The organism is Streptomyces vulcanius, assembly GCF_042653945.1.
Lineage (GTDB): Bacteria > Actinomycetota > Actinomycetes > Streptomycetales > Streptomycetaceae > Streptomyces > Streptomyces mangrovi.
In genome coordinates this window covers 307006-327235 of the sequence record NZ_JBHSFK010000003.1, presented here as the reverse complement: position 1 = coordinate 327235, position 20230 = coordinate 307006, and the positions used below count along the sequence as shown (strand labels likewise).

The 20230-nt window shown below is 70.1% G+C and carries 19 protein-coding genes and 1 tRNA gene; 9 read left to right on the top strand and 11 right to left on the bottom strand.

Going from position 1 to position 20230, the window contains the following annotated elements; genetic code table 11:
* Nucleotides 1–44: 44 nt before the first annotated feature.
* Nucleotides 45–701, bottom strand: coding sequence for an ANTAR domain-containing response regulator (locus tag ACFPIH_RS06235; protein ID WP_381175182.1), 657 nt, complete (start codon nucleotides 699–701; stop codon nucleotides 45–47).
* 102 nt (nucleotides 702–803) lie between these two features.
* Here ACFPIH_RS06235 and ACFPIH_RS06230 point away from each other — a divergent pair.
* A tRNA-Leu gene (locus tag ACFPIH_RS06230) sits at nucleotides 804–887 on the top strand.
* Nucleotides 888–970: 83 nt separating this feature from the next.
* Nucleotides 971–1744 (top strand): helix-turn-helix domain-containing protein, encoded by a 774-nt coding sequence (locus tag ACFPIH_RS06225; protein WP_381175184.1) that lies wholly within the window; start codon nucleotides 971–973, stop codon nucleotides 1742–1744.
* Nucleotides 1745–1750: 6 nt separating this feature from the next.
* Here the strand turns inward: ACFPIH_RS06225 and pyk are convergent, their stop codons facing one another.
* On the bottom strand, nucleotides 1751–3187 hold the full coding sequence (gene pyk / locus ACFPIH_RS06220; RefSeq protein WP_381175186.1) for a pyruvate kinase: 1437 nt from the start codon (nucleotides 3185–3187) through the stop codon (nucleotides 1751–1753).
* Nucleotides 3188–3324: 137 nt separating this feature from the next.
* The gene (locus tag ACFPIH_RS06215; RefSeq protein WP_381175188.1) at nucleotides 3325–4029 is read right to left on the bottom strand and encodes an SIMPL domain-containing protein; all 705 of its coding nucleotides are present in this window, start codon (nucleotides 4027–4029) and stop codon (nucleotides 3325–3327) included.
* 163 nt (nucleotides 4030–4192) lie between these two features.
* On the opposite strand from ACFPIH_RS06215, the gene ACFPIH_RS06210 reads away from it, so the two are divergent.
* Nucleotides 4193–6007: a bifunctional metallophosphatase/5'-nucleotidase gene (locus ACFPIH_RS06210; RefSeq protein WP_381175190.1), complete on the top strand. Its 1815-nt coding sequence runs from the start codon at nucleotides 4193–4195 to the stop codon at nucleotides 6005–6007.
* Here ACFPIH_RS06210 and ACFPIH_RS06205 read toward each other — a convergent pair.
* From ACFPIH_RS06205 to ACFPIH_RS06185, 5 genes are all read right to left on the bottom strand, one after another.
* A complete protein-coding gene (locus tag ACFPIH_RS06205) occupies nucleotides 6004–6783 on the bottom strand; it encodes an inositol monophosphatase family protein (protein WP_381175192.1) in 780 nt (259 codons plus the stop codon). The genes ACFPIH_RS06210 and ACFPIH_RS06205 overlap by 4 nt on opposite strands.
* A gap of 60 nt (nucleotides 6784–6843) precedes the next feature.
* Complete coding sequence (locus ACFPIH_RS06200; RefSeq protein WP_381175194.1) at nucleotides 6844–8265, bottom strand: lysine N(6)-hydroxylase/L-ornithine N(5)-oxygenase family protein; 1422 nt, start codon at nucleotides 8263–8265, stop codon at nucleotides 6844–6846.
* Nucleotides 8262–9638, bottom strand: coding sequence for a pyridoxal phosphate-dependent decarboxylase family protein (locus ACFPIH_RS06195; protein ID WP_381175196.1), 1377 nt, complete (start codon nucleotides 9636–9638; stop codon nucleotides 8262–8264). The genes ACFPIH_RS06200 and ACFPIH_RS06195 overlap by 4 nt, the downstream gene beginning before the upstream one ends.
* Nucleotides 9639–9759: 121 nt before the next feature.
* A complete protein-coding gene (gene pepN, locus ACFPIH_RS06190) occupies nucleotides 9760–12252 on the bottom strand; it encodes an aminopeptidase N (RefSeq protein ID WP_381175198.1) in 2493 nt (830 codons plus the stop codon).
* A gap of 113 nt (nucleotides 12253–12365) precedes the next feature.
* Complete coding sequence (locus tag ACFPIH_RS06185; RefSeq protein WP_381175200.1) at nucleotides 12366–12710, bottom strand: chorismate mutase; 345 nt, start codon at nucleotides 12708–12710, stop codon at nucleotides 12366–12368.
* A 93-nt stretch (nucleotides 12711–12803) separates the two neighbouring features.
* Here ACFPIH_RS06185 and ACFPIH_RS06180 point away from each other — a divergent pair, with 93 nt between their 5' ends.
* On the top strand, nucleotides 12804–13700 hold the full coding sequence (locus ACFPIH_RS06180; protein ID WP_381175202.1) for a hypothetical protein: 897 nt from the start codon (nucleotides 12804–12806) through the stop codon (nucleotides 13698–13700).
* Nucleotides 13701–13703: 3 nt separating this feature from the next.
* Here ACFPIH_RS06180 and ACFPIH_RS06175 read toward each other — a convergent pair whose 3' ends face one another.
* The 3 genes from ACFPIH_RS06175 to ACFPIH_RS06165 form a co-directional block, all read right to left on the bottom strand.
* Complete coding sequence (locus ACFPIH_RS06175; protein WP_381175204.1) at nucleotides 13704–14954, bottom strand: serine hydrolase domain-containing protein; 1251 nt, start codon at nucleotides 14952–14954, stop codon at nucleotides 13704–13706.
* A 73-nt stretch (nucleotides 14955–15027) separates the two neighbouring features.
* Nucleotides 15028–15933, bottom strand: coding sequence for an SDR family oxidoreductase (locus tag ACFPIH_RS06170; RefSeq protein ID WP_381175206.1), 906 nt, complete (start codon nucleotides 15931–15933; stop codon nucleotides 15028–15030).
* A 1-nt stretch (nucleotide 15934) separates the two neighbouring features.
* Nucleotides 15935–16675: an SDR family oxidoreductase gene (locus ACFPIH_RS06165; protein WP_381175208.1), complete on the bottom strand. Its 741-nt coding sequence runs from the start codon at nucleotides 16673–16675 to the stop codon at nucleotides 15935–15937.
* A 54-nt stretch (nucleotides 16676–16729) separates the two neighbouring features.
* On the opposite strand from ACFPIH_RS06165, the gene ACFPIH_RS06160 reads away from it, so the two are divergent.
* The 5 genes from ACFPIH_RS06160 to ACFPIH_RS06140 are packed head-to-tail and all read left to right on the top strand — an operon-like array spanning nucleotide 16730 to nucleotide 20221.
* The gene (locus ACFPIH_RS06160) at nucleotides 16730–17503 is read left to right on the top strand and encodes an enoyl-CoA hydratase family protein (protein ID WP_381175210.1); all 774 of its coding nucleotides are present in this window, start codon (nucleotides 16730–16732) and stop codon (nucleotides 17501–17503) included.
* Nucleotides 17504–18316, top strand: coding sequence for a CoA transferase subunit A (locus tag ACFPIH_RS06155; protein WP_381175212.1), 813 nt, complete (start codon nucleotides 17504–17506; stop codon nucleotides 18314–18316).
* Nucleotides 18313–19032 carry a CoA-transferase subunit beta gene (locus tag ACFPIH_RS06150; protein WP_381175214.1) on the top strand — a complete coding sequence of 240 codons (720 nt, stop codon included), beginning with the start codon at nucleotides 18313–18315 and terminating at the stop codon, nucleotides 19030–19032. Before ACFPIH_RS06155 ends, ACFPIH_RS06150 begins: the two co-directional genes overlap by 4 nt.
* Entirely contained in the window at nucleotides 19029–20096 is a 1068-nt protein-coding gene (locus ACFPIH_RS06145) for an NAD(P)H-dependent flavin oxidoreductase (RefSeq protein WP_381175216.1), read from the top strand. The genes ACFPIH_RS06150 and ACFPIH_RS06145 overlap by 4 nt, the downstream gene beginning before the upstream one ends.
* Nucleotides 20093–20221 (top strand): hypothetical protein, encoded by a 129-nt coding sequence (locus ACFPIH_RS06140; RefSeq protein WP_381175218.1) that lies wholly within the window; start codon nucleotides 20093–20095, stop codon nucleotides 20219–20221. The genes ACFPIH_RS06145 and ACFPIH_RS06140 overlap by 4 nt, the downstream gene beginning before the upstream one ends.
* Nucleotides 20222–20230 lie beyond the last annotated feature (9 nt).

The following is a 20230-nucleotide window of genomic DNA, read 5'->3' as shown; positions in this document are numbered from 1 at the left end:
TTCTTCTCCGGGCGCGGGCCTCGTCGTCTGTGCCGTACGGGGTTCTACCCCTTGTTGGCCTTCTTCTCCTCGGCGTCCAGGATGACGGCCTCGGCGACCTGCTGCATCGACATCCGCCGGTCCATCGACGTCTTCTGGATCCACCGGAACGCGGCCGGCTCCGTCAGCCCGTACTCCGTCTGGAGGATGGACTTCGCCCGGTCGACCAGCTTCCGCGTCTCCAGCCGGAGCGTGAGGTCGGCGACCTCCTTCTCCAACTCCTTCAGCTCATTGAAGCGGCTGACGGCCATCTCGATCGCCGGCACGACATCGCTCTTGCTGAACGGCTTCACGAGATACGCCATCGCACCGGCATCCCTGGCCCGCTCGACCAGATCCCGCTGCGAGAACGCGGTGAGCATCAACACCGGGGCGATGCGCTCTTCCGCGATCTTCTCGGCGGCGGAGATCCCATCGAGCTTCGGCATCTTCACATCGAGAATCACCAGGTCAGGCTGGTGCTCGCGGGCAAGCTCGATCGCCTGCTCGCCGTCACCGGCCTCGCCGACGACGCTGTAGCCCTCCTCCTCCAGCATCTCTTTGAGATCGAGCCGGATCAGGGCCTCGTCCTCGGCGATGACGACACGGGTCGTCAGCGGAGGCACGTGCGACTTGTCGTCGTCGGGCGCGTCTACGGGCTGTGGCGACTCGGGGGCGGTCACGGGGGCTCCTTGTTACGGGCCGGGCAGGTGCTGCTCCCCTAGAGCCTACCTAGCTGCAGCATCACGCGGTCACCCGGTACACTTCCGAGAGTTCCACGACCTGCCCGGTTGGAGGAATCTGGTCAGACTCGCGGTGCTCAAACCACCGTGCCTTCGGGCATGTGGGTTCGAATCCCACACCGGGCACATTCAAAAAGCGGAGGCTCACATTCTCGTGAACCTCCGCTTTTTGCTGCACACGGCCACGACCAGTGACACAGAGTTGCCGCATGGCTGTTCATGGAACTGAGGTACGGCAGAAGGCCCTCACCCTGCTGCATGGCGGTGTACGCAACGCGGATGTCGCCCGGCGTCTCAACATCCCAGCGGGCACGATCGGCAAGTGGCTCCACGAAGACCGGGCGAAACGCGGAGCGTGTCCCGGAAAGCAACCCCCGAAATGCCCCCGGTGTGATGGCCGCCCGCTCGACGATGCCGCCTACGCCTATCTACTCGGCCTCTATCTCGGTGATGGATGGATCAGCGAGCACCGAAGGGGTGTCCACTTCCTCCGCATCGCGTGCGCCGACGCATGGCCCGGTCTCATCGACGCCTGCGAGGCCGCAATTCGCGCCGTACACCCAGACAACTCTGTTTGCCGGGTACAGAACGTGGGCTACGTGGCAGTGACCAGCTCCAGCAAGCACTGGCCCTGTCTCTTTCCTCAGCACGGCCCGGGCAAGAAGCATGAACGCCAAATCGCCCTCGAACCCTGGCAGCAGGACATCGTCGACACTCACCCCTGGGACTTCATCCGGGGCCTCATCCACTCTGACGGATGCCGCCTCACCAATTGGACGACCCGTCTTGTCGCCGGCAAGCCGAAGCGCTACGAGTATCCCCGCTACTTCTTCACCAACGTGTCGAGCGACATCATCCGTCTCTTCACCAAGACCCTCGACAGCGTGGGCGTCGAATGGAAGCAGGCGAATGCCAAGAACATCTCCGTCGCCAAGAAGGCCTCCGTCGCTCTACTCGACGCCCACGTCGGCCCCAAACACTGACTCGCCCTACTTCGGGCTGTCGTCCTCGCCCACATGGTGGACTCGGACCAGGTTCGTGGAGCCCGACACCCCCGGAGGCGAGCCGGCCGTGATCACCACCACGTCCCCCTTCTCGCACCGTCCGTACTTCAGCAGCAGCTCGTCCACCTGGTCGACCATCGCGTCCGTGGAGTCCACGTGCGGGCCCAGGAACGTCTCCGCGCCCCACGTGAGGTTCAGCTGGGAGCGGGTTGCCGGTTCCGGGGTGAAGGCCAGGAGGGGGATCGGGCTGCGGTAGCGGGACAGGCGGCGGGCTGTGTCGCCGCTCTGGGTGAAGGCGACCAGGAACTTGGCGCCGAGGAAGTCACCGATTTCGGCTGCCGCGCGGGCCATCGCGCCGCCCTGGGTGCGGGGCTTGTTGGCTTCGGTCAGGGGCGGGAGGCCCTTGGCCAGGATGTCTTCCTCGGCCGCCTCGACGATCTTCGACATCGTGCGGACCACGTCGATCGCGTGCTTGCCGACGCTCGTCTCCCCGGACAGCATCACCGCGTCCGTGCCGTCGATGACGGCGTTGGCGACGTCGGAGGCCTCGGCGCGCGTCGGGCGGGCGTTCTCGATCATGGAGTCGAGCATCTGGGTGGCGACGATGACCGGCTTGGCGTTGCGCTTCGCCAGTTTGATCGCTCGCTTCTGGACGATCGGGACCTGTTCCAGTGGCATCTCGACGCCGAGGTCGCCCCGCGCGACCATGATGCCGTCGAACGCGGCAACGATGTCGTCGATGGCCTCGACCGCCTGGGGTTTCTCCACCTTGGCGATGACGGGGAGGCGTCGCCCCTCCTCGTCCATGATGCGGTGGACGTCTTCGATGTCCTTGCCGCTGCGGACGAAGGAGAGGGCGATGACGTCGGCGCCGGTGCGGAGCGCCCAGCGCAGGTCGGCTTCGTCCTTGTCGGAGAGGGCCGGGACCGAGACCGCCACACCGGGGAGGTTCAGTCCCTTGTGGTCGGAGATGATGCCCCCTTCCACCACTCGGGTGTGGACGCGGGGGCCGTCGACCGAGGTGACCTCGAGGCAGACCTTGCCGTCGTCGACGAGGATGCGTTCGCCCGTACGGACGTCCGTCGCCAGGCCGGCGTATGTGGTGCCGCAGCGGGCGCGGTCGCCCGCGACGCCCTCCTCGACCGTGATCGTGAAGGTGTCGTCGCGTTCAAGGAGTACGGGGCCTTCCGCGAAGTGGCCGAGGCGGATCTTCGGGCCTTGAAGGTCGGCGAGGATGCCGACGCTGCGGCCGGTTTCGTCGGAGGCCTTGCGGACGCGGTGGTAGCGCTCCTCGTGTTCGGCGTGGGTGCCGTGGCTGAGGTTGAGGCGGGCGACGTCCATTCCGGCGTCGACCAGGGCTTTGATCTGGTCGTAGGAGTCGGTGGCGGGGCCCAGGGTGCAGACGATTTTTGCTCGGCGCATGTGTCGAGCCTATGACTTACCGGTCGGTAGCGAATTGGGGGAGCATGACTGTCCAACAACCTTTGCGTGAAAGGTAGTTGACAAGTGTTTAAGTGTGCGGGGTGCCGCTCTTATGAGCATTTCGTATACGGGTGAATTCACAGGGCCGGTGGGACCATCGTGAATTGCGCGCGTACCTCCGCCTGTACCCGCATCCGCTGCGGTTCGAGGTCCAGGGGCTCGGGTGCGGATTCGATCTCCTCGGCGGCTGCCGACATGCGGCGCATACGGCGGCCGAAGCCGCGTCGGGGCTGCCCGGCGGCCGAGCCGGTGCCGGTGTCGGCCAGTTCGGTCAGGGCGGCGACCGTCGTGCCCAGGGCTTCCGCGTACTCCTTGGCGCGTTGCACGGCGTCCCGTACCGCCCGCTGACGTGCTTGGCGGTAGACGGGTGACTCGGTGCGCAGGGCCCACCAGGGGCCGTCGACTCTGGTCAGGTCCAGGTCGGCCAGTCGGGTGGTGAGTTCTCCGAGGGCGGTGAAGTCCGTGAGCTCGGCGGTGAGGTGGACGCTGCCCTGGTAGGCGCGGACGCGTTCGCCCCGGCCGTGCTGGCCGAGTTCGGGGGTGATGGACAGCACGCCTGTCGACAGGTCCTCGACGGCGTCGCCGTAGGACTTCACGAGTTCGACGACGGTGGCGTTGCGGCGGGTGAGGTCGTCGAGGGTGGTGCGGCGGTCCTTGCCTCGGGCGGTGACGGTGATGCCGATGCGGGCGAGGTCGGGGTCGGTTTCGAGTTCGGCCTCGCCGCGGACCGCGAGGAGGGGGGTGTCGGGGGTGCCGTACGGCTGGATCTGCGGGGAGGTCATACGCCCCACCTTGTCATGCGTTTCCCGTTTCCCGGGCCGGAGTTGAGCGTTCTGGTCATCAGATCGAAACCTTCGCGACCTGTTGCGGTCGGTCATGCGCGGGTCAGAATCTACGCGCGTTTGTCTACGCGCGTCGTTGACCATTCCCCTAGGAGCCCGAGACATGCCGTTGAACCGCCGGAAGTTCCTGAAGAAGTCCGCCGTGACCGGGGCGGGGGTGGCGATCGCGGGTGCGGCTGCGGCTCCGGCGGCGCAGGCCACCGAGGCGAAGAAGCCGGGGAAGCCCGCCAAGCAGCCGAAGCGGTACTCGCTGACGGTGATGGGGACGACGGATCTGCATGGTCATGTCTTCAACTGGGATTACTTCAAGAACGCGGAGTACAGGGACACGGCGGGCAACGCGCAGGGGCTGGCGCGGATCTCGACGCTGGTGAACCAGGTGCGGGCGGAGAAGGGGCGCGCGAACACGCTGCTGCTGGATGCGGGCGACACGATCCAGGGCACTCCGCTGACGTATTACTACGCGAAGGTGGATCCGATCACTGCCAAGGGTGGTCCGGTGCATCCGATGGCGCAGGCGATGAACGCGATCGGGTATGACGCGGCGGCGCTGGGCAACCACGAGTTCAACTACGGCATCGAGACGTTGCGGAAGTTCGAGTCGCAGTTGCGTTTTCCGCTGCTTGGCGCGAACGCGGTGGATGCCAAGACGCTCAAGCCGGCGTTTCCTCCGTATGTGATGAAGACGTTCTGTGTGAAGGGTGCGCCGCCGGTCAGGGTCGCCGTTCTCGGTCTGACCAATCCTGGTATCGCGATCTGGGACAAGGCGTATGTGCAGGGGAAGCTGGCGTTCCCGGGGCTTGAGGAGCAGGCGGCGAAGTGGGTGCCGAAGCTGAGGTCGATGGGTGCGGATGTGGTGGTGGTGTCGGCGCATTCGGGGTCGTCGGGGACGTCGTCGTACGGTGATCAGTTGCCGTATGTGGAGAACTCGGCGGCGTTGGTGGCGCAGCAGGTGCCGGGGATCGACGCGATTCTGGTGGGGCATGCGCATGTGGAGATTCCGGAGCTGAAGGTCACGAACACGAAGACCGGGAAGACGGTGGTGTTGTCGGAGCCGCTGGCGTATGCGGAGCGGTTGTCGCTGTTCGACATCGAGTTGGTGCTGGAGCGGGGGCGGTGGTCTGTCGAGTCGGTGTCGTCGAAGGTGTTGAACTCGAACACGGTGGCCGACGATCCGAAGATCACGAAGCTGTTGGGTGATGAGCACGCGAAGGTCGTGGAGTACGTCAATCAGGTGGTCGGTACGGCGACCGAGACGCTGACGACGGTGGACGCGCGGTACAAGGACGCGCCGATCATCGATCTGATCACGAGGGTGCAGGAGGACGTGGTGAAGGCGGCCCTGGTGGGTACGTCGTATGCCTCGCTGCCGGTGATCTCGCAGGCGTCGCCGTTCTCGCGCACGTCGGAGATTCCGGCGGGTGAGGTGACGATCCGGGATCTGTCGGGTCTGTATGTGTACGACAACACGCTGGTGGCGAAGTTGCTGACGGGTGCGCAGGTGAAGGCGTATCTGGAGTATTCGGCGGAGTACTTCGTGCAGACGGCGGTGGACGCGGTGGTGGACGTGGAGAAGCTGACGAATGCGAACAACCGGCCGGACTACAACTACGACTATGTGTCGGGGTTGTCGTACGAGATCGACGTCGCGCAGGCGGCGGGGTCGCGGATCAGGAATCTGACGTACAACGGCGCTGCGCTGGACGATGCTCAGCAGTTCGTGTTCGCGGTGAACAACTACCGTGCGAACGGTGGTGGCGCGTTCCCGTTTGTGGCGTCGGCGACCGAGGTGTGGTCGGAGTCGACGGAGATCCGGACGCGGATCGCGGAGTGGGTGACGGCGAAGGGTGTGCTGGACCCGGCGGACTTCGCGTCGGTGGACTGGAGGCTGACGCGGAACGGTACGCCGGTGTTCTAGCGCACCACGGTGCGTTCCCAGAGGGCGGTGGCCTCGGCTGCCGCGCCTGGGGCGACGAGGAGCAGCGGGGTGTCGTAGGGCGGGAGTTCGGGGATGGCGAGGGCTCCCGCCTCCGTTGCGATGAGCAGGGGTGGCAGGCCGTCGACGGGGTGGAATTCGCCGATGGCGGCTGCGGTGGCGCGGCCGGCGGCGACCTGGGCCAGGGAGAGGGCTGTGGAGCCCATGACCCGGACGGTGCAGTGGCGGGCGGCGAGTTCTCGCAGGAGGTCGTCCATGCCGGGCCAGTGGGCGTGGGCGGCCCATTCGGTGAGGAAGGTGTGGCCGGTGAGGGTGGTGTGGGTGGCGGCGTGGATGGGGTGGCCGTTGAGGTGGGCGCCGCCGCCTTTGGTGGCGGTGTAGATCTCGTGGCGCCAGGGGTCGGCGACGATGCCGAGCAGGGGTGCGCCCTGTGGGGTGGCGAGGCCGAGGGAGAAGGAGCACCAGCCGATGCCGTGGGCGTAGTTGGTGGTGCCGTCGACGGGGTCGATGAGCCAGTGGGGGGCGCCGGGTGTGCCGTGGTGGACGCCGTGTTCCTCGCCTTCGATGCCGTATTCGGGGAATTCGCGGCGTAGGACGGCGCGGACGTGGGTTTCGACGGCTTCGTCGGTGGCGGTGACGATGTCGGCGGGGCCGGCTTTCTGGCGTATGTCGCTGTCGTCGTGGGTGGCGCGTGGGCGGCGGATCTGTTCGGAGGCCCATGCGGCGAGTTCTGTCGCGATGGTCAGTTCGCGGTCCATGTGTTGGCCTCGGCCTCTCTCGTCACCGTCTCTGATCATCGTACGGTCAGTCCGGGCGGGTCAGTCTTTGAGGCGTACGAAGGTTCCCCGTTGGGTGCCGATGGTGGTGCTGTGGGTGGTCTGGCGGGGTGGGGTGGGTTCGAGGCCGAAGGTGGTGAAGGCGGTGCGGGTGGGGAGGGGGTAGTTCTCCTTGCCGGTGAGGGTGTTGAGGATGGTGGCGCTGCGGTGGGCGGCGAGGCCGAGGTCGGGGGCGCCGACGCCGTGGGTGTGGCGTTCGGCGTTCTGGACGTAGGCGTGGCAGCCGGTGGCGGTGACGGAGGGGTCGAGGAGGAGGCGGAAGTGTTCGTCGACGCGGGGGCGTTCGGCGCTGTCGCGGCGGAGGTAGGGGTCGAGTCCGGCGAGGATGAGGTCGAGGTTGCGTTCGCGGTGGCCGGTGGCGAGGACGACGGCGTCGGTGGTGAGGCGGGAGCGGGTGTTCTGTTCGGTGTGTTCGAGGTGGAGTTCGATTCTGGTGGTGGCGATGCGGCCGGCGGTGCGGACGCGGACGCCGGGGGTGAGGACGGCGTCGGGCCAGCCGCCGTGGAGGGTGCGGCGGTAGAGCTCGTCGTGGATGGCGGCGAGGGTGCCGGCGTCGATGCCTTTGTGGAGTTGCCAGTGTGTGGTGACGAGGCGGTCGCGGGTGGGTTCGGGGAGGGCGTGGAAGTAGCGGGTGTAGTCGGGGGTGAAGTGTTCGAGGCCGAGTTTGGAGTACTCCATGGGGGCGAAGGTGGGGGTGCGGCCGATCCAGTGGAGTTGTTCGCGGCCGGTGGGGCGGCTTCGGAGGAGGTCGAGGAAGATCTCGGCGCCTGACTGTCCGGATCCGACGACGGTGATGTGTCCGGCGGTGAGGAGGGTGTCGCGGTGGGTGAGGTAGTCGGTGGCGTGGACGACGGGGACGCCGGGGGTGTCGACGAGGGGGCGCAGGGGGTCGGGGATGTGGGGTTCGGTGCCGATGCCGAGGATGACGTTCCTGGTGTAGGTGCGTCCGAGGGCTTCGGCTTCTCCGTCGGTGTCGAGTTGGGTGAAGTCGACTTCGAAGATGTCGCGTTCGGGGTTCCAGCGGACGGCGTCGACCTGGTGGTGGAAGTGGAGTCCGGGGAGGTTGTCGGCCACCCAGCGGCAGTAGGCGTCGTATTCGGCGCGGTGGGTGTGGAACTGCTCGGCGAAGTAGAAGGGGTAGAGGCGGTCGCGGGTTCTGAGGTAGTTGAGGAAGGTCCAGGGGCTGGTGGGGTCGGCGAGGGTGACGAGGTCGGCGAGGAAGGGGACCTGGACGCGGGCGCCGTCGATGAGGAGGCCGGGGTGCCAGTCGAAGTGGGGGCGTTGTTCGTAGAAGACGGTGTCGAGTTCGGCGAGGGGGTGGGCGAGGGCGGCGAGGGAGAGGTTGCTGGGGCCGATGCCGATGCCGACGAGGTCGCGGGGGGTGTCGGGGTCTTGGGGTTTCATGTGCGGGGGTGTCCTTTTGTGTGCGCTTCCTGGTGCCCTTCCAGTGTTTTCAGGAGGGCGGCCAGGTCGTGGGGGCTGGTGTGGGGGTTGAGGAGGGTGGCCTTGAGCCAGAGGCGGCCGTCGAGGCGGGCGCGGCCGAGGACGGCGCGGCCGTCGGTGAGGAGGCGGCGGCGTATCTCGGCGACGGTCTTGTCGGTGGCGTGGGTGGGGCGGAAGAGGACGGTGCTGATGGTGGGCGGGGAGTGGAGTTCGAGGTGGGGGTGGTCGGTGATGAGTGCGGCGAGTTCCCGTGCGCGTTGGCAGACCTGGTCGACGAGGGCGCCGAGGCCGTGTCTGCCGAGGGTTTTGAGGGTGACGGCGATTTTGAGGACGTCGGGGCGGCGGGTGGTGCGCAGGGAGCGGCCGAGGAGGTCGGGGAGGCCGGCGTCGGTGTCGTCGTCGGCGTTGAGGTAGTCGGCGTGTTGGTGGAGTGCGCGGAGGTCGGCGGGGTCGCGGACGGCGAGGAGTCCGGCGGCGACGGGTTGCCAGCCGAGTTTGTGCAGGTCGAGGGTGACGGTGTGGGCGGCGTCGAGGCCGGTGAGTTTGTTGCGGTGCCGGTCGCTGAAGAGGAGGCCGCCTCCGTAGGCGGCGTCGATGTGGAGGCGGGCGCCGCGGTCTCGGCACAGGGCGGCGATGTCGGGGAGGGGGTCGATGAGGCCGGCGTCGGTGGTGCCGGCGGTGGCGGCGACGAGGGTGGGGCCGTCGGGGAGGGCGGCGGTGAGGGTGGCGGGGTCGAGGCGGCCGGTGGGGGTGGGGACGATGACGGGTTGGGGCAGTCCGAGCAGCCAGGCGGCGCGGGTGAGGGAGTGGTGTGCGTTGGCGCCGCAGACGAGCCGGACGCTTCCGCCGTGTGCTTCCCGGGCGAGGAGGAGGGCGAGTTGGTTGGCTTCGGTGCCGCCGGTGGTGACGAGGGCGTCGGTGAGCCCGGCGAGTCGTGCGATGGCGCCCGTGACGAGTGTTTCCAGTTCCGAGGCGGCCGGGGCCTGGTCCCAGGAGTCCAGGGAGGGGTTGAGGGCGGAGACCGCGAGGTCGGCGGCGGTGGCCACGGCGAGGGGCGGGCAGTGGAGATGGGCGGCGCAGAGGGGGTCGGCGGGGTCTGCGGAGCCTGCGGCGAGGGCGTGGACGAGGGCGGCCAGGGAGTCGGGTTCGCCGTCGTCGGGCAGTACGTCCCCGATCGCGTCGCGCAGCCGGGCGGCGACCGCTTCGGGGCCGCCGGCGGGGAGCGGGCCGCCACGCGCGCGTGTGCCGGTGTCGAGCGCGTCGAGGACGACGGGGAGCAACGACCGCAGCGCGTCGGCGCCTTGGGGTCCTGAGGCGAGCGGCGGGGTGCTCATGAAGTCCTCCGGGCGGGCCGCGCATGGCTGGGGGTTCCAGCTTGTACGCGGTGGTGAGGACACGCCCGGTGAGAGCGGCGATCGGTACCCGAAAGTGGGTACCGATCGCGGCGGGCCGTGGTTATGCGCCGTGTGCGGAGCGGACGTTCAGGGCGCGGGTCAGGTCGTCGAGTTGGTCGGTGAGTTTGCGGCGGAGGGACGGGGCGGGGTCGGCGTCGTTCAGGCAGGTCTCGCCGAGGCGGAGGGTCTCGGGGTCGACGGCGTCGGCGGGGAAGCCGAACTGGCCTGCGGCGAGGGCGATGGCGGGGCCGCGGCGGGCGGCGACGGCGACGGCGTCCTGGTAGTAGCGGGGGACGTACTCGCGTACCAGGTCGGCCTGTTCGGGCTGCCAGAAGCCCTGGGCGGTGGCGGTGAACAGGTAGTTGGAGAGGTCGTCGCTGTCGAACATGGCGGCCCAGGCGGCGCGCTTGGCCTCGGGGTCGGGCAGGGCGGCGCGGCAGCGGGCGGCGCCCTCGCGGCCGGTGGCGGAGGGGTCGCGGGCGAGTTCGGCGGCGATGGCGGTCTCGTCGGTGGCGCCGAGGACGGCGAGCCGGGCGAGGACGCGCCAGCGCAGGTCGGGGTCGAGTTCGGGGCCGCCGGGGACGGTGCCGTCGGCGAGCCAGGCGGCGATGGTGTCGGGCTGGGCGGCGACGCGGATGAAGTGGCGTACGGCGATGAGGCGCAGGCTGGGCCGGTCGCCGTCCTCGGTGCGGCGGATGAGGTCGCGGCAGAGGGAGGTGAGGGTGGCGAGGGCGGCGGGGCGCTGTTGGGGGGTGACGTAGCGGTCGGCGACCTGGGTTCCGGCGAAGGCGAGGACGCCCTGGACGAGGGCGAGGTCGGTTTCGTGCGGGAGGTGGGTGCGGGCGGTGTCGAGGTAGGCGGTGGGGGCGAGTTGGCCGTCGCGGACGGCGTCGCGCAGGGCGTTCCAGACGACGGCGCGGGTGAGCGGGGCGGGGAGGCCCGAGAGGCCGTCGGTGACGCCCTGGAAGGAGCGGTCGTCGAAGCGGATCTTGGCGTAGGTGAGGTCGTGGTCGTTGAGGAGGAGCAGGGCGGGGCGTTTGCCGATGGGCAGGGGTTCGTTCTGCGGGATGTCGAGGTGGAGGCGTTCGCGCAGGACGAGGCCGCGGGCGTCGTCGGCCGGGTTGTGGTCGTAGAGGCCGACGGCGATGCGGTGGGGGCGGCTGCCGGTGCGTTCGACGGTGAGGGTGTGGTGGCCGTTTGCGCCGGCGAGGGTGGGGGTGAGGGTGTCGACGCCGGTGGTGCGCAGCCAGGTGTCGGCCCAGGCGTGGACGTCGCGTTCGGTGGTGGTGGCGAGGGAGTCGATGAAGTCGGCGAGGGTGGCGTTGGCGAACCGGTGCCGGGCGAAGTGGGTGTTGATGCCGGCGAGGAAGTCCTTCTCGCCGAGCCAGGTGACGAGTTGGCGGAGGGCGGAGGCGCCCTTGGCGTAGGAGATGCCGTCGAAGTTGAGGAGGGCGGAGGCGGTGTCGGGGACGGCTTCGGGGGCGACGGGGTGGGTGGAGGGGCGCTGGTCGGCGTCGTAGCCCCAGGCCTTGCGGACGACGCCGAAGTCGGTCCAGGTGTCGGTGAAGCGGGTGGCTTCGGTGAGGGTCTGGTAGCCCATGTACTCGGCGAAGGACTCGTTGAGCCAGATGTCGTCCCACCAGCGCAGGGTGACGAGGTCGCCGAACCACATGTGGGCCATTTCGTGGGCGATGACCATGGCGCGGGTCTGGCGTTCGGTGTCGGTGACGGCGGAGCGGTAGACGAACTCGTCGCGGAAGGTGACGAGTCCGGGGTTCTCCATGGCGCCGGCGTTGAATTCGGGGACGAAGGCCTGGTCGTAGGAGTCGAAGGGGTAGGGCTCCTCGAACTTCTCGTGGTAGCGGTCGAAGCACGCGCGGGTGATGTCGAGGAGTTCGTCGGCGTCGGCGTCGAGGTGGGGGGCGAGGGAGCGGCGGCAGTGGATGCCGAAGGGCAGGCCGCGGTGTTCGGTGCGCACGGTGTGCCAGGGGCCGGCGGCGACGGCGACGAGGTAGGTGGAGATGAGGGGGGTGGGGGCGGCCTGCCAGCGGCCTTCGCCGAGGTGTTCGGTGATGCCGTTGGCGAGGACGGTCCAGGCTTCGGGGGCCTTCACGGTCAGCTCGAAGACGGCTTTGAGGTCGGGCTGGTCGAAGGCGGCGAAGACGCGTTGGACGTCGTCCATGAACAGCTGGGTGTAGAGGTAGGTTTCGCCGTCGCTGGGGTCGGTGAAGCGGTGCATGCCCTCGCCGGTGCGGGAGTAGCGCATGCGGGCGTCGAGGCGGAGTTCGTGTTCGCCCGCGCGGAGGTCCTTCAGGGCGAGGCGGTTGTCGGTGAGGCCGGCGGGGTCGAGGGGGTGTCCGTCGAGGGTGGCGGAGCGCAGTTCGGCGGGCTTGAGCTCGACGAAGGTGTCCCCATCGGTGCGGGCGGTGAACCTGATGGCGGTGTGGGAGAGGAAGGTCTCCTCGCCGGTGGTCAGGTCGAGCTCGATGGTGTAGCGGTGGACGTCGAGGAGCTGGGCACGGCTTTGCGCTTCGTCGCGCGTCAGTACGGACATGCGTGACATGCTGCCCGATACCGCAGGCCGGGCACAGGGGCGAGTCGGTACGCGGTGTATGTCCTGCCTGTGCTCCTCCTGTGCGCCGGAGCCGCCGCGGCCCGCCGGGCGGGTCAGCGGACGGCGTTGCGGCCGGCGTCCTCCGCGATGCGTTCGTGGTGGCGGATGACCTCGCCGATGATGAAGTTCAGGAATTTCTCGGCGAACGCGGGGTCGAGTTTGGCGTTCTCGGCGAGGGTGCGCAGCCGGGCGATCTGGCGGGCCTCGCGGGCCGGGTCGGCGGCGGGCAGTTGGTGGCGGGCCTTGAGGTGGCCGACCTGCTGGGTGGCCTTGAAGCGTTCGGCGAGCATGTGCACGACCGCTGCGTCGATGTTGTCGATGCTGTCCCGCAGCCGGGCGAGCTCCTCGCGGACGGCCGGGTCGACGTCGCCGGTGCCGGGGGTGTTGCTGGTGGTCATGGGCGATCACCCTAGTGCGCGGTGTCCTCGTACAGTGGTACCGGGTGTAGTGAACCGGGCGTACTGGGGTGCACGGCGTCTTGGGGGTGCTGCGTGGCAGGCGGCGGACCGGTCGAGCACGGATACCCGCATCTGGAGACGGTGCGGGCCGCTGTGACGGCCCTGTACAGACGGTTGTCGTACGACACCATCCACCAGTTCGCGGGCAGTGTGCCGCCGGCCGACGTGGCGTTCTGCGACGGGGACGATCTGCATCTGGGGGCGCAGCGGGTGGCGCGGGAGCTGGTGCGGCACTTCCGGCTGCCGGACGCCCGGATGGTGGTGGCGTTCCGGGAGATGGAGCATGCGGCGAATGTGGAGCTGACGGCGGGCCCGGAGTACTTCGTGGAGCTGAACGACCGGTTCCGTACGCATCGACGGGACATCGGCGCTGCCCTGGCGCACGAGATCATGCATGTCTATCTGCACCGTATGGACCTGTCGTTCCCGGGGACGCGGGACAACGAGATCCTGACGGACACGGCGACGACGTATCTGGGGGCGGGCTGGCTGCTGCTCGACGCCTATCGGGAGGACGCGGCGTCCTCGCAGAAGCTGGGGTATCTGACGCCGGAGGAGTTCGGGTACGTGCTGGCGAAGCGGTCGCTGGTGTTCGGTGAGGATCCGTCGCCGTGGTTCACCAGTCCGCAGGCGTACACGGCGTACGTACGGGGTCTGGAGCGGGCCCGGCACGACGGGCGGCAGCCGCCGCTGACGGCGGCCGGCTGGGCGGGGCGCCGCCGGTACGCGCGCGACCGGCGGCACGCCCAGGACCACCGCCCGGCCGCGGCGCCCTCGGACTCCCCGTACGCGTTCGCCCCCGGCCCGGAGGGTCCTTTGCGGGTGACGTTCCCGTGTCCGACCTGTCACCAGCGGATCCGGGTGCCGGTGAAGGGCCGGGTGCGTGCCCGGTGCGCACTGTGCCGGTCGGTGCTGGAGTGCGACACGTAGGGGTCAGGGCAGGAGCGTGGGCTCGGCTCGTGGCAGGGTGGCCGGGGCGAGGCCGGGTGACTGTGCGGGGCACAGCGCGCCCACCAGGTAGTCGTTGAAGGCGTAGTCGATGGCGTGGGGTTCCACGGCCGTGCCGTCGTCGGTGGGCTCCTGGTACTTCTGCCGGTTGAGCGCGGCCGCGACCTGCCGGGTGCCGTCGGCGCTGGACAGGACGACGGTGCCCGCGCCGAACACCGAGCCGTCGTGGCCCCAGAACCGTCCGCACCCGGGGATGTCCAGGGTGTAGATGCCGAGGCCGTAGTCGATGCCGTCCATGTTTACCGTGCGCTGCATCTCGGAGAGTTCGGCCGGTCCGACGAGCCGGCCGCCGAGGAGGGCGCGGTAGAAGCGGTTCAGGTCGTCCATGGTCGAGATCAGCGCCCCGGCGGTGCCGGCCCAGGACATGTCGTAGACGCTGTAGTCGCGGGGCGGGTCGATGAGGCCGTACAGGGACTCGTACATCTTGGAGTGCGGGCCCTGGATGCGGGGTGTGGTCGGGAAGTAGGTGTGGCGCAGGCCGGCCGGGCGGATCACGTGGTCGGTGATCCAGCGTTCGGGGTCCTGGCCGGTGACGCGGCGCAGGATCTCGCCGGCGATGACGTAGTTGGTGTTCGAGTAGTGTCCGGGCGTCTGGCCGGGGCTGCCGGTGGCGGTCGCGTCGAGGCCGAAACGGATCAGCTGCCCGGGGGTGAAGCGGCGGAAGCGGTTGTCGTCCAGGCTCGCCGGGGAGTTGTGCGGCAGCGAGGGGAACGCGGCGAGGACGTAGTCGCCGATGCCGCTGGTGTGGTTGAGCAGCATCCGTACGGTGATGGCCCGGCCGCGTTCGCCGGGGACGAGGTCGGGGACGTAGTCGGCGACCGGGGCGTCGAGCGCGATCCGCCTCTTGCCGACCAGTTGCAGGACGGCGGTCGAGGTGAACGCCTTGGTGACGCTGCCGACCCGGTGCTCCATGTCCGCCGTCACCGGCCGGCCCGTGTGCACGTCGGCGACTCCGGAGGCGCCCGCCCACCGTGATCCGCCGTCCCGGACGGCGGAGAACGTGCCGTACATCCCGGCGTCGCGGACGGCGTCCAGCGACTGCCGCAGGGCCTCCCGGTCGAGGCCCGCGGAGGTGCCCGCCGCCGACGCCCCCGGCGCCGTGACGACCCCCGCGATCAGCACGGCTCCCAGTCCGATTCCGGCGATTGCCGTACGTAACCTGTGCAAGCGGCGCATGGCACGCTCCCCCTCTGCTCGTCTGCGGTCGGTGATCATCGTATGACCCGCCGCGAACGCCCGACAGGCTGATCTAAGCCCCGTACACCGCCCCCGGAACCTCTGCTTCCGCCAGCAGTTTCCGTACGGCCTCCCCGGCTTCCGCCGGGTTCCAGCGGGCGCCCTTGTCGGCGGTGGGGCCCGGGCGCCAGCCCTCCATGACGGTGATCCGGCCGGCCTCCGCCTCGAAGACGCGTCCGGTGACGCCGGCGCTCGCGGCGGAGCCGAGCCAGACGACGAGGGGCGAGACGTTGTCCGGGGCCATGGCGTCGAATCCGGTGGCGGGGGCGGCCATGGTCTCGGCGAAGGTCCGTTCGGTCATCCGGGTGCGGGCGGCGGGTGCGATGGCGTTGGCCTGGACGCCGTAGCGGGCGAGTTCGGCGGCGGCGACGAGCGTCAGGGCGACGATCCCGGCCTTGGCGGCGCTGTAGTTGCCCTGTCCGACCGAGCCGAGCAGTCCGGCCCCGCTGCTGGTGTTGACGATCCTGGCCACCGGGGTGCGGCCCGCCCTGGCCTCGGCCCGCCAGTGTGCGGCGGCGTGCCTCAGCGGCAGGAAGTGGCCCCTGAGGTGGACGTGTACGACGGCGTCCCAGTCGTCCTCGTCGAGGTTGACGAGCATGCGGTCGCGCAGGAAGCCGGCGTTGTTGACGAGGGTGTCGAGCCGGCCGTAGGCGTCCAGGGCGGTGGTGACGAGGGAGGCGGCGCCCTCGGGGGTGGCGATGTCGCCGCCGTGGGCGACGGCCTCGCCGCCGGCCGCGCGGATCTCGGCCACGACGCGTCCGGCGGGGCTGTCGGGTCCCGGTGTGCCGTCGAGTCCGACGCCGAGGTCGTTGACGACGAGCCGGGCGCCCTCCGCCGCGAAGGCGAGCGCGTGTGCCCGTCCGAGGCCGCGTCCGGCGCCGGTGACGACGACTACCCTGCCGTCGCAGATTCCTGTCATCTCAGGCCTCCTTGTTGGCGGTCGCGGCGTCGAGGAACGCGGGCCGTTCCCCTCCCCCGTGCACGAGCAGGCTCGCCCCGCTGATGTACGCGGACGCGTCGGAGGCGAGGAAGACGGCTGCCGCGCCCACGTCGGCGGGCTGGGCGAGGCGGCCGAGCGGGACGGTGCGCGAGACGGCCTCGACGCCCTCGGCGCCGCCGTAGTGGAGGTGGGCCAGCTCGGTGTGGACCATGCCGACGACGAGGGTGTTGACCCGTACCTCGGGCGCCCACTCCACGGCCATCGAGCGGGCGAGGTTCTCCAGGCCCGCCTTGGCGGCTCCGTAGGCGGCCGAGCCGGGCGAGGGGCGGCTTCCGCTGACGCTGCCGATCATCACGACGGAGCCTCCGGCGCGTCTGAGGTGCTCGTGGGCGGCGAGGGAGACGGTGAGCGGGGCGAGCAGGTTGAGTTCGATCACGCGCGCGTGGCGCTCGGGTTCCGCGTCGGCGAGTCGGCGGTACGGCGCGCCGCCGGCGTTGTTGACGAGTACGTCGAGCCGGGGCAGCCCGGCGAAGAACTCCCGTACGGCGTCGGCGTCCCGTACGTCCAGTGCCCTGAACTCGGTTCTGGGCAGGGGGACTTCCGGTGGTCTGCGGGCGCAGACGACGACCTCGGCGCCCGCCCGCGCGAAGGAGCGCGCGATACCGGCGCCCACGCCCCGGGTGCCGCCGGTGACGACGGCGACCTTCCCGTCCAGCTCCATTCGCTGCTACCTTTCACCTAACAAACGTTTGGTGGAAAGGTAGCTGATGCTTCCATGGGTGTCTCCACCTCGTCCCCGGAAAAGGGGCCGGAAAAAGGAATCGCGGTCGTCACGGTCGACGTTCCGCCGGTCAACGCGCTGCCGGTGAGCGGCTGGTTCGCGCTGGCCGACGCGGTGCGCGCGGCCGGCCGCGACCCGGAGACCCGGTGTGTACTGCTGACCGCCGAGGGCCGGGGCTTCAACGCGGGCGTGGACATCAAGGAGATCCAGGCGCGGGGGCAGAGCGCGCTGGCCGGCGCCAACCGCGGCTGCTTCGAGGCGTTCGCGGCGGTGTACGAGTGCGAGGTGCCCGTGGTCGCGGCGGTGCAGGGCTTCTGTCTGGGCGGCGGCGTCGGGCTCGTGGGGAACGCGGACGCGATCGTGGCGAGCGAGGACGCCGTGTTCGGGCTGCCCGAGCTGGACCGGGGCGCGCTCGGCGCGGCCACCCATCTGGCCCGGCTGGTCCCCCAGCATCTGATGCGCGTCCTGTATTTCACCTCGCGCACGGTCACGGCGGCGGAGCTGCACGCGCACGGCTCGGTGTGGCGGGTGGTGCCGCGGGAGGAACTGACCGCCGCCGCCCTGGAGCTGGCGCGCGAGATCGCCGCCAAGGACGGAGAGCTGCTCCGGCTCGCCAAGGCGGCCATCAACGGCATCGACCCGGTCGACGTGCGCCGCAGCTACCGCTTCGAGCAGGGCTTCACCTACGAGGCGAGCGTCGCCGGGGTGGCCGACCGGGTGCGGGACAGGTTCGGCAAGGAAGACAAAGAAGCGGAGGAGGGGGCGTAGGTGACCGACAAGACGATGACCGCCGAGGAGGCCGTCTCCCGGCTGCGCAGCGGGATGACCCTCGGCATCGGCGGCTGGGGCTCGCGCCGCAAGCCGATGGCCCTGGTACGGGCGCTGCTCCGGTCGGAGATCACCGACCTCACCGTCGTGTCGTACGGCGGCCCGGACGTCGGCATGCTGGCGGCGGCGGGGCGGATCCGCAAGCTGGTGGCCGCCTTCGTCACCCTGGACTCGATCCCCCTCGAACCGCACTACCGCGCGGCCCGTGAGCGCGGCGCCCTCGAACTGACGGAGATCGACGAGGCGATGTTCATGTGGGGGCTGCGCGCCGCCGCGAACCGGCTGCCGTTCCTGCCGGTGCGGGCGGGTCTGGGCTCGGACGTGATGCGGGTCAACCCCGGCCTGCGCACGGTGACTTCGCCGTACGACGACCAGGAGACGTTCGTCGCCATGCCCGCCCTGCGGCTGGACGCGGCGCTGGTGCACGTCAACCGGGCGGACCGGCTGGGCAACGGGCAGTACCTGGGCCCGGACCCGTACTTCGACGACCTGTTCTGCGAGGCGGCGGACACCGCGTACGTGTCGTGTGAACGGATCGTCGACACGGCCGAGTTGACGAAGGAGGCGGCCCCGCAGACCTTGCTGGTCAAGCGGCATGTGGTGACGGGGGTGGTGGAGGCCCCCGGCGGCGCGCACTTCACGTCCTGCGCCCCCGACTACGGCCGCGACGAGGCATGGCAGAAGCGGTACGCGACCACGCCCTGGCCGGAGTTCGCGGCGGGCTATCTGGCAGCGGTCGAGGAGGAGTCATGAGCGAGGTCACCCGCGCCGAGTACTGCGTCGTGGCCTGCGCGGAGGCCTGGCGCGGCGCGGGCGAGATCCTGGCCAGCCCGATGGGCGCCGTGCCCTCCGTCGGCGCCCGGCTGGCCCGGCTCACGTTCGCGCCGGACCTGCTGCTCACCGACGGCGAGGCGACGATCGTCCGCCCGGACGGCACCGCCGAGGGCTGGCTGCCGTACCGCAAGCACCTGGAGATGGTCACGGGCGGCCGGCGGCACGTGATGATGGGCGCGAGCCAGATCGACCGGTTCGGCAACCAGAACATCTCCTGCATAGGCGACTGGGCGCAGCCGAAACGGCAGCTGCTCGGGGTGCGCGGGGCGCCGGTCAACACGCTGAACAATCCCACCAGTTACTGGATCCCGAAGCACTCCCGGCGGGTGTTCGTGGAGAAGGTCGACATGGTGTGCGGGGTGGGCCACGACCATGCGGCGGGCGCCCGGTACCACCGCATCCCCCGGGTCGTGTCCGACCTGGGCGTCTTCGACTTCGCCACGCCCGACCGCGGCATGCGGCTGGCCGCGCTGCATCCCGGGGTGAGCGTCGAGGAGGTCCGGGAGGCGACGGGGTTCGACCTCGTGGTCCCGGACGAGGTGCCCTACACGCGGGAGCCGACCGGCGGCGAACTGCACCTCGTCCGCCAGGTGATCGACCCGGGGAACCTGCGGCTCCGGGAGGTCCCGGCGTGACGGAGACCGCGCTGACCCGGCTGGTCGGGGTCCGGCACCCGGTCGTGCAGACCGGGATGGGCTGGGTGGCCGGACCACGTCTGGTGTCGGCGGTGGCGAACGCGGGGGCGCTGGGTGTGCTGGGCTCGGCGACGATGACCGTGGACGGGCTGCGGGAGGCGATCCGTGAGGTGAGATCCCGTACGGACGCGCCGTTCGGGGTGAATCTGCGGGCCGACGCGGCGGACGCCGGGGACCGGGTGCGGATCATGGTCGAGGAGGGTGTGCGGGTCGCGTCGTTCGCGCTGGCGCCGTCCCGGGAGCTGATCGCGGAGCTGAAGGAGGCCGGGGTCGTCGTCATCCCCTCCGTCGGGGCGCGCCGGCACGCCGAGAAGGTCGCGGCGTGGGGCGCGGACGCGGTAGTGGTGCAGGGCGGGGAGGGCGGCGGGCACACCGGTGAGGTGGCGACGACCGTGCTGCTGCCGCAGGTGGTGGACGCGGTGGACATCCCGGTGGTGGCGGCGGGCGGCTTCTTCGACGGACGGGGCCTGGTCGCGGCGCTGGCCTACGGCGCGGCGGGGGTGGCCATGGGGACACGGTTCCTGCTGACCTCGGACTCGACGGTGCCGGACGCGGTGAAGGCCCGCTATCTGGCGGCGACGGTCCGCGACGTCACGGTCACCCGGGCGGTGGACGGCCTCCCGCACCGCATGCTGCGCACGGACCTGGTGAGGGCACTGGAGGACTCCGGCCGTACGAGAAGACTCCTGCACGCGGTCCGCCGGGCGGCGGCCTTCCGCAGGCTCTCCGGTCTGACCTGGCCGCAGCTGGTGCGGGACGGCCTCGCCATGAAGCACGGCAAGGAACTGTCCTGGAGCCAGGTCCTGCTCGCCGCCAACACGCCCATGCTGCTGAGGTCGGCGATGGTGGACGGCCGTACGGATCTCGGCGTCATGGCCTCCGGACAGGTCGCCGGCCTGATCGACGACCTGCCGTCGTGCGCGGAGCTGGTGACCGGGATGATGTCCCAAGCGGCCGAAATCATCGGCGAGTTGACGGCCACGGGTGCTTCAATGCGCGCATGACGACGCAGACGATCAGAGAGCCCTGGGGGCTCAGCGTGTTCGGGGCGGGAAGCGTCCGCGATCTGGTGCCGGGCATGGTGGAGGTGCAGGCGGGCGTGGTGCTGGGGTTCTCCCTGGAACACTGACGCCCGCCC